This is a genomic window from Aurantiacibacter xanthus (assembly GCF_003584015.1).
Lineage (GTDB): Bacteria > Pseudomonadota > Alphaproteobacteria > Sphingomonadales > Sphingomonadaceae > Alteraurantiacibacter > Alteraurantiacibacter xanthus.
The window spans coordinates 159,703-170,954 of sequence record NZ_QXFM01000140.1 but is presented as its reverse complement, the minus strand read 5'-3'; the positions used below and the strand labels follow the sequence as shown (position 1 = coordinate 170,954).

The following is an 11,252-nucleotide window of genomic DNA, read 5'->3' as shown; positions in this document are numbered from 1 at the left end:
GCTAGGCGGTAAACTCATAAACCGTCTTGAGGTTAGGCGGTTTGCGTGATTCAGGCTCTCCATTGTGATGGAGGCAGGATGACACGGCGGCGATACGAACTGACGGATAGAGAATGGGCGATCATCGAGCCCCTGCTGCCGAACAAGCCGCGGGGCGTTCCCCGCGTCGATGACAGGCGGGTGCTGAACGGGATACTCTGGCGTTTTCGGACCGGGTCACCATGGGCCGAGGTGCCTGAGCGCTACGGCCCCTCGACCACCTGCTACAACCGGTTTGTCCGCTGGCGCAAAGCCGGGGTATGGGACAGACTGTTGTCCGCAGTTTCCGCCGCTTTCGAAGGCGAGATCGTGATGATCGACTCCACCTGCGTCCGCGTTCACCAGCACGGTGCGACGGGTAAAAAGGGGGACCTGGAGATCGCGGCATGGGACGTTCCCGAGGTGGCCTCACGAGCAAGATCCATGCCCTCGTTGACGCTGACGGTCGTCCCGTCGCGCTGCGCCTGACCGGCGGGCAGGTCCACGACAGCCAGGAAGTAAAGGCCCTGCTCGATGTTATGCCCGAGGGCGCCACGCTGCTGGCCGACAAGGGCTACGACAGCAATGCCATCCGCGAAGCTGCCGCCAACAAAAACGTCTGGGCCAACATCCCGTCACGCTCCAATCGCAAGCACCGCTTCGCATTCTCGGGCTGGCTCTACCGCCAACGCAATCTGGTCGAGCGCTTCTTCAATCGCATCAAACATTTCCGAGGCATCGCCACCCGCTACGACAAGTGCCCGCAAAACTATCTCGCTGCAGTCAAACTTATCTGTGCACGCATTTGGTGCGCCGCGTAATGAGTCTACGGTCTAGACCAACGTCTAGGTTGTTGGCACAGCAGCCAGATCGTCGGCAGCATCGGCGAGCCCATCCAGCATGAGAATTGCCTCTTCGATCAACGCGGTCACGATTGCCTGGGCCGGCTTATTATCGAGCCCCAACCGCTTCAGGGCCTTTGTATAGCCTGATCCACGCCCATGCGCTGCACCGGTAGAGCGCAGGGACTGTATCGTCCGAAGCGTTGCGAGATCGCGCGCGGCATGGAGATAGCCGCGTTCGTCGAGAAAGCGCTGGAGCTTCCCGAGGCTGCGTTCGCCCGCCTCGATCTCGCCTAACTGAGCATCGAACGCGCCATCGTTGAGACTGTCGACAAGTATCTTGGCAAGCCCCAGCAACTGGGCATCGAGTTCGGCGGGATTGTCGCAGGTCGGCACATGCAGCTTCGTCAAAAGATGTTCGTCTCCCCTCGCAAGCGGCCTGAAAAGCGGCCAGCCATGCGCGTCGAGCCAGCGATCGCAGAAGCGTCGATAGGCAAATTTGAAACGGTGCTCGGGCTGCTCGCCATCGGCGAACTGCGCGTCGAAGCTTCGCGTTCGTGCGGTCACGCTCAACCCGCCGTCAGGCAGAATATTGTGCGCACGCCAATGGAGCTGCTCGGTATAGGGCAGGTCGCGGCCGAGATCGCCTAGGAACACGACTACGCGTTCACTATGATCATCGTCCATGCGCAGCACCCAATGCGGGTCGCAGCGCACGACGCCATCGCTCACCTCGTAGCGATCCGGATTGTGGAAATAGCGGTCGAGCACGTCCCGTTGGAAATAAACCGGCGTAAGATAGTTCGGTGCATCGGGATTGGCGCCGAACAGATTGGCCAGTGCTTTCGGGTCGGCCGAACGCTCAACCGGGCGCCCGAGATCGTCCTCACGGATGATGAACGAGCCACAGCGATCGTTTTCTTCAACTCGATCGTCGGCGCGAGATCTCGGCGGTGGAGCGAGCAGCCGCTTGCCGCAGAGCCGCGAAAGAGGGCCCCCCGAATCGTCGAGCGATCCAAAGCTCCAGCTGCGGTCATGCTCGCGAACATCGACATAATGCTCAGCTTCCGGGAGCGGATTAGAGGTCTCGCCTTTGAGCGTCACGATATGATCGAAATAGATAGCGAGATACATCTGGCGCGCGGAAAGATACTGGAGCAACGGCCCTTTGCGGATGCACACCTCATGCGCATCGACCCTTGCGACCACCTCGGGCTCACCGCTCGCACCATGTCGGATGAGGGCGCCATCCTCACCCGGATAGAGATTGAGATAAAGGCGTATATCCTCAGCCAGCTCTACGAAGAATGGTCCTTTCCCATGCTCACGCGCGATCACGATGGGTTCGACGCCTTCGTCTTGAAACCGCTCATATTCGACGTGCGCATCAGGGCCGGATCCATAGGTCACGATCGACGGACGCATGTTGTGCCAGTGAAGATCCCAGGTGATGTCACTCAGCGCCTTGCTAACCTGATCGGGCGCAAGAAGGCCGCTAAACCACGCTTCGTCGTCATCACAGCGATAGAGCGTTACCCAAGATTGCTCGAACAAAAGATCGATCGCCGAGCGATGGGCGGTTTGCGCAAAGTATGCGAGTTGGTCGGTAGATAAGGGCATTCACTTAACATGAATGTACGACGGTTTTTGACAAGGCGATTTCAGTCAGAGAATGGCAGCTTTGTTGGCGACTCCGGTCCCGCGAGCCGATCGGCGAAATTCTCCAAGATAGCCGCAAAGCATATCAGCCACAGCTTCGGCATAGGACTTCGATTTCAGCGGGCGCCCGTGGCGTTTCCGAAAAGCTCGCGCCGACTTCTGCGCCGTTGCCCGGCGTCATCTCGATGCGGCCGTACCGCGCTTAGGTTCAACTTCGCGCGACGCGCTTGAAAAAGAGGTAGCAAAATGCTACCTCATAGGCTGGAGGTGACCTATGGCCCAGTCCATCAAACTTGCTGACGACATCATGAAGATCGTCCGCCGCGAGTCCGAGTTACAGAGCCGCTCGATTGCTGGCCAGATCGCGCATTGGGTGCGCATAGGCCGCGCCATCGAAAAATCGGGCAATTTCGATCATGCCCGCATCATCGCCGCGCTCGCTGGCGACATCGAGACAACCGACCTCACTGATGAGGAAAAAGATGTCTGGCTCGACAGCTTTGTCGAGAAGATGCGGCAGCCTGGGGCCGATGAAGACGCTTTCTTTGCCCGGCGGCGGCAGCTTGGACTAGGTGTCGGTCTCGATGCAGCCGGCAATCTCGTGCGTGAGAAGGCCGCGCATAAGGCATGACGCCGACGATGATCGTGCTTGCCGGACCCAACGGTGCCGGTAAGTCGACCCTCTACCAGACCCGCGTAGCACCAAGCTTCGCAGGACCATTCATCAACGCCGACATCATCCAGCGCGACGAACTGCGCGATCCCTCTCCAGCCGCGTCTTACGAAGCAGCCAGGATCGCGTCTTCGCGCCGGGCTGACTATCTTTCTCGAGGTCGGGATTTCGTGACCGAGACGGTCTTCTCGCACCCCTCCAAGCTTGAACTGATCGACGAAGCACGAACCAAAGGTTTCACCGTTATCGTCATGCATGTCGGCGTCGATACGCCAGACCTCTCTGTCGCGCGTGTCGGTACGCGCGTTGAGGAAGGCGGACATATCGTACCCGAGGACAAAATCCGCGCCCGTTACGAGCGCGGCGCGCCATTCATCCGCGCCGCAGTCCTTAAAGCAGATCGCGGCATGGTCTTCGACAATTCGCGTCTCAACGAACCGCCGAGCCATTGCCTGACATTCGCGAACGGGCGGCTGGCCTTTGCGTTGCCGCGCCTGCCCAACTGGATCAGAACGGTTTATGAAACCGACCTAGAGAGATAAGGCGACGTGAAATGATGGCCGGCAGGCTGCCCGGCGCGCACCGCAGCGTGTCGGTCCGTTGCGAACCGGACAGCCGAAATCCACGGCCAGTAAAGGGCTGACATGCACATGGGGGCACGGCTCGGAGCTTGAGTGTAGAATGCAGCAATCGAGGAACGGCGCTTCGAGTGTTTGCTGGCGCTTCGAAATGCAACGATTTCGGCGTGGGCGGTCGGATAGACGGCAGCATAGACGTGCGGGTTTCCGCGGTCGGCTGTCGGTAGCCTTGCTCCCGACCGTTTACCCCTCGCGAGGCGCGCCTGTCTTCTCCTCTCCATCTTTTGCTGCTGCGGCTCCGATCGAAGCAGGAGCGAGCAAGGTCCGCCACCCGCCCGCAGTCATGCCAGTACCCAAGCGCAGCAGCCTCCGGATCTTGGAGCGCAGATGATCTGATGCTGCGTCCCACTCGCGCCGGACGGGTGCAACTCCGAACAACGCTTCGGCCACTTCACGTTGGCTCGCGCCGTGCGCCCTCGCATCGTGCGCACGCAAGGCGAGCGTCCAGCGGTCCGCGCGCCGTTCGGCGGGGAACAAGTGGCGGGGCATACGCCAATCAGGCGGGGCAGCAGATCGTCTCGAAGAACCTCAACATCCAGCCCACCATCACCGTCCGTCCCGGATGGCCGCTGCGCGTGATCGTCCACAAGGACATCGTGCTGCGGCCTTGGGCGGGCGCCCGCTAGACAAGGAGAGCCGCGATGCTCAAGCTCGCCAAACTGCCCGACCGGACACCGGTCAAACTGGCCATCACCATCACGCCCGATCTCGCCCATGCGCTCAGCGACTATGTGACGATCTACAACCGGACCTATGGCGACAAGGCCGAAGTGGCGGATCTCGTTCCCGCCATGCTCGACAGCTTTCTGGCCAGCGATCGTGCCTTTGCCAAGGCGCGCAGGGACATGGAGGCGGGGACATGACCCGGAAGCGGACAATCGGCCGCTTCCGGCGCTCTAAGCAGGGCGGATGGGAAGGGGAGATCAACACCCTCTCCATCCAGCGTGCGATCCGGCTTGTGCCCAACGACAATAGGGTCAGCGACAACGCCCCGGCGTTCCGGGTCATGCTGGGCTGGCAGCATATCGGGGACGCCTGGGAGCGCCTGTCGCGCACCGAGCCTCCCCGTGAATATTGGCGGGTGCGGATCGACGATCCCTTCTGTCCGCTCAGCGCCATGCTGTTCCCCGACGCCGAAGGCATGACCGCGCAACTGGTGCTGCAGGTCTGACCATGGGCGAGGATGCCGAGCGCGTTCTGACCATCCGGGAAGCGGCGGCGCTGCTCAAGGTGCACCCCAACACCATCCGCAATTTGCTGGCCGAGGGCCGCATTCCGGCGGCCCGCGTCGGGCGCCAGTGGCGCTTTTTGGAAGGCGAACTTGTCGCCTGGATTCGCTCGGGCTACTCTGCGCCTGCACGAATGCAGTCAGGTGCCCAACGAAAGGAGGCATTATGGCACTCTGGAAACGTGCAGGAAAATACTACGTCAAGCTCACAGCACCTGACGGAACGCTCATTAGACGCTCTACTGGAACGACCGACAGGCTGAAGGCGCTCGAATTTCACGACAAGTTGAAGGCCGAGCTGTGGGACCTTGCCAGGCTGAAGCAGAAGCCGAAACGGACTTGGGACGAGGCGGCTTTGCGGTGGCTGAAGGAGAAGGCACACAAGAAGTCCTACCGGGACGATGTGAGCCGGATCCGGTGGTTCACCAAGCATCTGCGTGGCAAGACATTGGATCAGGTGAGCAGGGACATGATCGACCGGCTCATATCGCGCCATTTCGCCCGCAAGAGCGATCGCACCAAGGATCTCTATGTCGCGCTCATCCGCGCGATCTTCCGGAAGGCGATGCGGGAATGGGAATGGATCGCGCATGTGCCGGCGTTCAAGACCTATGCGCGCAGTGGCCGGGTCAGGGTGCGGTTTCTCACCCATGATCAGGCCGCCGAGCTCATGGGTCGGCTTCCTGAACACCAGCGCGAGGTGGTGCTGTTCGCTTTGTCGACCGGCCTGCGTCAGGGCAACATACTCCATCTGCGATGGGATCAGGTCGATATGACCCGGCGCATCGTCACGATCGGATATGGCGAGACCAAGAACGGGGAGGCGCTCGGCGTGCCCCTGAACGAGGCGGCCCTTGGCGTATTACGGCGGCAGAAGGGCAAGCATCCGGTTCATGTGTTCACATTTCGGGGCAAGCGCCTTGCCAATGCGAATACGCGGACCTGGCGTGCGGCATTGAAGGCCTGCGGGATCGAGGATTTTCGCTGGCACGATCTGCGGCACACCTGGGCGACCTGGCTCCGGCAGAATGATGTGCCCACCTGGGTGCTTCAGGAGCTGGGGGGATGGAAATCGGAGTCGATGGTGCGGCGTTATGCGCACATGTCGGTGAAGCACCTCCAGCCCTATGCCGACCAGCTGATTTTACCGGGCACAGACCCGCTGATTAATCCGGTCACAGACACGAAAAAGTCTAACTGCCCGGAAAAGCTGGAAAGCTCAGGTCACAAAAATGGTCACAGTGAGAGCCGTCCGCGGCTCAAGCTTGTCGCCGGCCTCGACGTAAGCTCTTGATTGTAAAGGAAGAAAAATGGTGGACGCACTAGGGCTCGAACCTAGGACCCGCTGATTAAGAGTCAGCTGCTCTACCAACTGAGCTATGCGTCCACACCGGTGGTTTTTCCGGGCCCCCTCGCGGGGAGAGGCGTCTAATAGCGATTGTTTTGCGCTTGAAAAGAGGTTTTTTTGCCTCTCGCTAATTCTTTCCGCCAGGCTGCTTGTTCCACCGGTCGACCATCATCAGAGTACCCACACATATCATGTTGGTAAGCATGGAAGATCCGCCGTGACTCATGAATGGCAAGGGGATTCCCACCACCGGCGCCATGCCCATCACCATCATCAGGTTGACCGCCGCGTAGAAGAAAATCGTCGCCACCATACCGCCTGCCAGCAGCCGCGAGAATCGGTCGTCGGCATCGCGTGCCACTGTCAGCCCCCAGCGCAGCACCAGCCCGAAGATCAACAGCACGAACAGGCCGCCCACCAGCCCCCACTCCTCGGCCATTGTCGCGAACACGAAATCGGTGTGCGGCTCGGGCAGGTAGTCGAGCGAACTTTGTGATCCGTGACCAAACCCTTTGCCGAACAGTCCGCCCGAACCGATCGCGATTTTCGACTGGGTGATGTGATAGCCCGCTCCCAGCGGATCGCTTTCGGGGTCGAGGAAGGTCGTCACGCGCCGCCGTTGATAGTCTTGCAGTCCGAAGAAATAGGCCAGCGGGATCGCCACCAGCGCCGCCGCCGCACCGCCCGCAAACCACTTGCCCGGCAGGCCTGCGAGGAACATCACCACCGCGCCGCCAAAGGCAATCGCCAGCGCCGTCCCCAGATCGGGTTGCAACAGCACCAGCAGCATCGGCAATCCAATCAGCCCGGCTGCGGGCACAATGGCCCGCCAGGTGCCAATCATGCCCACCGGCAAGCCGTGATAGAACCACGCCAGCACCAGCACGATTGCCGGTTTCATGAACTCTGACGGCTGCAACACCATGAAGCCCAGGTTCAGCCATCGCTGGCTGCCCCCGCCGATAGCGCCCAGCGTCTCCACCAGCATCAGCAGCAGCACCACGGCGGCATAGATCGGCAAGGCCGCCAGCTTGGCCAGGTTCATCGGGAAGAACGACATCACAATCGCCATCGACAGCGTGACGACGAAGCGCAGCAGGTGAGAAGTCGCATAGGGCGACATCGATCCGCCCGCGGCCGAATAGAGCACCGCGCCGCCGAAGGCGACCAGCAGGGCAATCGGCAGAATAACCTGCCAGGGAATCTGGGCCAGCGGCGCCGGCAGCGTTACCGCGCGCTTCATGTCAGGTTGCCATTGGCGCTGGCGACCGGGTCTTCGCGCGGCACCAGCGCATCGGTCACTGGCGTATCGGGTTCGGCAGTAGCAGCGCGGGCTTCGGCATCGACCTTCTCCGCCAGCTTGAACGGGGGCGGGGCGGGGGGCAGATCGACCCCGGCCGCCGCAGCATAGGCGGCATAGGACTGCGCGAGCCGCTGCTGCGCGGTGCCGCCCCACTGCTTCTCGAAGCCGTGCAGCGCATCGAGCGCCTTGGCCGGATCGAACAGGAAAGTCATGACATCGCGCGCGATTGGATAGGCCGAGCCCGAACCGCCGCCGTGCTCGATCACCACCGCGCAGGCATAGCGCGGATTGTTGAACGGGGCGAAGCTGATGAACAGGCCGTGGTCGCGGTATTTCCACGGGCCGCTCTTGCCGTTCGAGATCGCCAGCGAGACCACCTGAGCGGTGCCGGTCTTGCCAGCCATCAGCACATCGTCGATCGGCAGCCGCGCGCGTCCGGCGGTGCCGGGGCCGTTGATCACGTCGCTCATCGCGTTCTGGATGACCTGCACGTGATCGCCATGGAAGTTCATGCTGCTGAACTTCGGGGTCTTCCCGTCAAGAATCAGGCGCGGCATCACCGTTCTGCCGGTGGCGATGCGCGCGGAATAGACGGCGAGCTGCAACGGATTGAAGAGCATGTAGCCCTGGCCGATCGTGGCGTTCACCGTGTCGAACGCCTGCCATTCGCGGCCATACTTCTTCAGCTTCCATGCGGGATCGGGCACGGTGCCGTAAAACTGGCTGGCCACGGGAAGCGGGAATTCCTGCCCCAGGCCACAGCGGCGGGCCATGTCGGAAATCACGTTCATCCCGAGCTGCTGGGCAAAGTGATAGAAATAGACGTCGCAGGACTGATAGATGCCCTTCGCCATGTCGACCCGGCCATGGCCGCGCCGGTTCCAGCAGTGGAATACCCGGTTGCCGACGCGCAAACCGCCGTTGCAACTGACGCTGGCATCGGGTGACAGCCCCGCTTCCAGAAAAGCCATCGCCACCATCGGCTTCACGGTCGAACCGGGCGGGTAGAGCCCTTGCAACACCTTGTTGCGCAGGGGCACCCGGTCGTTCTCGCTCAGCATCGAATATTCGACGCGGCCAATCCCGTCGGAGAAGCTGTTGGGATCGAAACTCGGCATCGAGGCCATGCACAGAAGATCGCCCGTCAGGCAGTCGATCACCACCACCGAACCCGATTCGAGCCCAATGCGGCGGGCGGCATAGTCCTGCAACGGCCCGTCGATGGTGAGGCGGATCGGATTGCCGGGCACGTCCTCACGTGTTTCGAGGTCGCGCACGCGGCGGCCCGTCGCGGTGACTTCCACGCGGCGCGCGCCGGGCACGCCGCGCAATTCCTGCTCGAACTGCTTTTCGATCCCGTTCTTGCCCATCTTGAAACCGGGCGTGAGCAGCAGCGGCTTGGGCTCGAGGACGTATTCCTCGCGGCTGGGTGCACCGACATAGCCGATCAGATGGCCGACCGAGGTTCCGGTTGGATAGTAGCGGGCATAGGATTGCTGCGGCAGCACGCCCGGTAGTTCGGGCAGGCGCACCGTGAGCGCGGCGTATTTCTCGAAATCGAGCCCGCTTGCGACCGGCACCACCTGAAAGCTCGAGGCGTTCTCGATCCGCTCGATCAGATCCTTGCGCTCAAGGTCGTCGAAGGCGAGCACCTTGGCCAGCAGATCGACCGTTGCGTCGCGGTCGTGCAGGCGCTCGGGGATGATGTCGACGCGGAAGTCGCTGCGGTTGGATGCGAGCGGCGAGCCGTTGCGGTCGAGAATCCAGCCACGGCGCGGCGGGATGAGCGAAAGATTGACGCGGTTGCTCTCCGCCTCCATCTTGTATTTCTCGTTCTCGGCCACGGCGATGTAGCCCATGCGCGCCGCCAGCAGCAGGCCCACACCGCCCTGAACCGCCCCCAGCACGAAGCTGCGCCGGTCGAAGGTTTCCTTCAGGGAGTTGCTGCTCAGTCTCGGTTCCATCGGTCAGTTAATTCGCTTCACGCGGAGCAAACGCAGGCGATCCAGCATCGCCACGGCCCCCACAATAATGGGAAACAGCACCACCGACAGCAAGAGCTGCGGCGCCAGCAGCCAAAAATGCAGCAAATCGAGCTTAGCCGCTGAAAACACCGCTGAAAGCAGCAGAAACAGCGTGATCAGCACGGCAGCGACAATCCAGTCCTGCCAGAAGCCCCGCCAGGGGAACCGCAGCTCGAACAGATCGAGCGCAATCAGGGTGAGCGAGAACAGCAGGATGCTGCTGCCAAGCGGCTGGCCGGACAGAAGATCGTCACACAGGCCGAGCGGAAAGCCCGCCCACAGCGGCAGCACTCCGGGCCGCAGCAGACGCCACGCAAGCAGGAACATGAAGGCCAGCGGCGGCACCACCGGGGCGGGGGCGATCACCGGCAGCATTGGCACCATCGACGCCAGAATGATCGAGAGCCACGGAACCCCGTAAACGAGCACGGCCCAGTGATCGCGGTTGATCTTGCTTCCGAACAGATCCCTGCGCGCGGTCGGGCTGAGCTTTTCCATCATTCGTCAGCCGCAGCCGCTCCGGCCGAGGCTTCGGGCTGGGGGAGCGGAGGCGGGGGGGAGGCCCGACGCTCGGGCAAGGCCTCGGCGACCTCCTTGATGCCCTCGTCGGTCGGGCCGGCGGGCGGACGCCGAAGCATGGCAACCGCTTCGGGTTGCCACACCGGCTCGACCAGCACCACGTCGGTCGCCGCCGGGTTGCTCAGGAGGCGGGCGATACCGCCGTCGTCGTTCAGTTCGGTCACCATGGCCACCGCAATGCCGGGGCGGAACATTCCGCCCGAACCCGACGTCACGAACACGTCGCCGATCTTCAGCGGGTTGATCCCGAGCGAGATCAGCCGCAGCCGCAGCGAGCCATCGGCGCGCCCCTCGGCGAAAGCGACCACATTGTCGGTCGCCCGGCGCACCGGTACGATCGATTCGCTGTCGGTCAGCAGCAGCACGCGCGAACTGGTCCGCCCGACTTCGAGCACGCGCCCCACCAGCCCCATCGGCGACGTTACCGGCATGCCAACCTTCACGCCATCGTTACGCCCCGCCGAAAGGTAGGCAAAGCGCCGTGCGCTGACCGAGGTCGAGCCGATCAGGCGCGCGATGGCGACCGGCTTGCGCTCGTCCTGCGAGAGGCCGAGCACCGCCTTCAGTTCTTCGTTTTCCTGCTCGACCGCGCGTGCCTCGGCGAGTTTCACCCGCGCGATGGCGATCTCTTCCTTCATGCGCGCGTTCTTGCTGCCCGCCTCATAGTAGCCGGCAATGGCATCGAAGAAGTTGCTGGTGCCCACGCGACTGGCAGCCCCTGCATCGCCCACCGACGCCGAGACGTCGCTCGCCATGGTCCGCAGGCCGGCGAAGGCTTCCGGACGAACCAGCGAGACGATGAGGAGCAGTGCGCCGATCGCAGCCCCGATCGACGCGAGCAGATAGCCCGCGAAGACGCCAAACTGCGCCCTGCGATTGATGCCGCTGCGCTGTGCCGCCGGCGGTGCCATGGCCCGCGCGCTCTCCTTGTTTCAGCCGC

Annotated in this window: 14 protein-coding genes and 1 tRNA gene; 8 read left to right on the top strand and 7 right to left on the bottom strand. The window is 62.4% G+C overall.

All coding sequences use genetic code 11. From position 1 onward, the window contains the following. The first annotated feature begins 78 nt into the window (after nt 1-78). Nucleotides 79-839 (top strand): IS5 family transposase gene (locus D2V17_RS18995; protein WP_119593901.1). Its coding sequence is split into 2 segments (ribosomal slippage): nt 79-415 and nt 415-839, totalling 762 coding nucleotides; the frame shifts between segments, so codons are not numbered across the junction. A 24-nt stretch (nt 840-863) separates the two neighbouring features. Here the strand turns inward: D2V17_RS18995 and D2V17_RS18990 are convergent. Next, nucleotides 864-2,480, bottom strand: coding sequence for a hypothetical protein (locus tag D2V17_RS18990; protein ID WP_147367469.1), 1,617 nt, complete (start codon nt 2,478-2,480; stop codon nt 864-866). 313 nt (nt 2,481-2,793) lie between these two features. Here D2V17_RS18990 and D2V17_RS18980 point away from each other — a divergent pair, with 313 nt between their 5' ends. Beyond that, the gene (locus tag D2V17_RS18980; RefSeq protein WP_119594711.1) at nt 2,794-3,150 is read left to right on the top strand and encodes a ParD-like family protein; all 357 of its coding nucleotides are present in this window, start codon (nt 2,794-2,796) and stop codon (nt 3,148-3,150) included. Further along, nucleotides 3,147-3,734 (top strand): ATPase, encoded by a 588-nt coding sequence (locus tag D2V17_RS18975; RefSeq protein WP_119594710.1) that lies wholly within the window; start codon nt 3,147-3,149, stop codon nt 3,732-3,734. The genes D2V17_RS18980 and D2V17_RS18975 overlap by 4 nt, the downstream gene beginning before the upstream one ends. Nucleotides 3,735-4,013: 279 nt before the next feature. On the opposite strand, the gene D2V17_RS22035 is transcribed toward D2V17_RS18975, so the two are convergent. Continuing rightward, on the bottom strand, nt 4,014-4,265 hold the full coding sequence (locus D2V17_RS22035) for a DNA -binding domain-containing protein (RefSeq protein ID WP_425453657.1): 252 nt from the start codon (nt 4,263-4,265) through the stop codon (nt 4,014-4,016). On the opposite strand from D2V17_RS22035, the gene D2V17_RS22030 reads away from it, so the two are divergent. From D2V17_RS22030 to D2V17_RS18945, 5 genes are read left to right on the top strand one after another with little or no spacing between them, the layout of a single operon-like run. Further along, nucleotides 4,166-4,456, top strand: a complete 291-nt coding sequence (locus tag D2V17_RS22030; protein ID WP_425453656.1) for a TrbI/VirB10 family protein — start codon at nt 4,166-4,168, stop codon at nt 4,454-4,456. The genes D2V17_RS22035 and D2V17_RS22030 overlap by 100 nt on opposite strands. Nucleotides 4,457-4,471: 15 nt before the next feature. Next, complete coding sequence (locus D2V17_RS18960) at nt 4,472-4,693, top strand: DUF2274 domain-containing protein (RefSeq protein WP_119594708.1); 222 nt, start codon at nt 4,472-4,474, stop codon at nt 4,691-4,693. Beyond that, nucleotides 4,690-5,001, top strand: a complete 312-nt coding sequence (locus D2V17_RS18955; RefSeq protein ID WP_102153917.1) for a DUF736 domain-containing protein — start codon at nt 4,690-4,692, stop codon at nt 4,999-5,001. The genes D2V17_RS18960 and D2V17_RS18955 overlap by 4 nt, the downstream gene beginning before the upstream one ends. A gap of 2 nt (nt 5,002-5,003) precedes the next feature. Beyond that, complete coding sequence (locus D2V17_RS22025; RefSeq protein ID WP_119594707.1) at nt 5,004-5,321, top strand: helix-turn-helix domain-containing protein; 318 nt, start codon at nt 5,004-5,006, stop codon at nt 5,319-5,321. Further along, on the top strand, nt 5,225-6,352 hold the full coding sequence (locus D2V17_RS18945) for a tyrosine-type recombinase/integrase (protein WP_119594706.1): 1,128 nt from the start codon (nt 5,225-5,227) through the stop codon (nt 6,350-6,352). Before D2V17_RS22025 ends, D2V17_RS18945 begins: the two co-directional genes overlap by 97 nt. Before the next feature lie 17 nt (nt 6,353-6,369). On the opposite strand, the gene D2V17_RS18940 is transcribed toward D2V17_RS18945, so the two are convergent. From D2V17_RS18940 to mreC, 5 genes are all read right to left on the bottom strand, one after another. Continuing rightward, a tRNA-Lys gene (locus D2V17_RS18940) sits at nt 6,370-6,445 on the bottom strand. An 88-nt stretch (nt 6,446-6,533) separates the two neighbouring features. Further along, nucleotides 6,534-7,649, bottom strand: coding sequence for a rod shape-determining protein RodA (rodA, locus tag D2V17_RS18935; RefSeq protein WP_119594705.1), 1,116 nt, complete (start codon nt 7,647-7,649; stop codon nt 6,534-6,536). After that, on the bottom strand, nt 7,646-9,673 hold the full coding sequence (gene mrdA, locus D2V17_RS18930) for a penicillin-binding protein 2 (RefSeq protein WP_119594704.1): 2,028 nt from the start codon (nt 9,671-9,673) through the stop codon (nt 7,646-7,648). Before mrdA ends, rodA begins: the two co-directional genes overlap by 4 nt. A gap of 3 nt (nt 9,674-9,676) precedes the next feature. Next, nucleotides 9,677-10,234: a rod shape-determining protein MreD gene (locus D2V17_RS18925; protein ID WP_245978821.1), complete on the bottom strand. Its 558-nt coding sequence runs from the start codon at nt 10,232-10,234 to the stop codon at nt 9,677-9,679. Beyond that, entirely contained in the window at nt 10,231-11,223 is a 993-nt protein-coding gene (gene mreC / locus D2V17_RS18920) for a rod shape-determining protein MreC (RefSeq protein WP_119594702.1), read from the bottom strand. Before mreC ends, D2V17_RS18925 begins: the two co-directional genes overlap by 4 nt. Between the last annotated feature and the right edge of the window lie 29 nt (nt 11,224-11,252).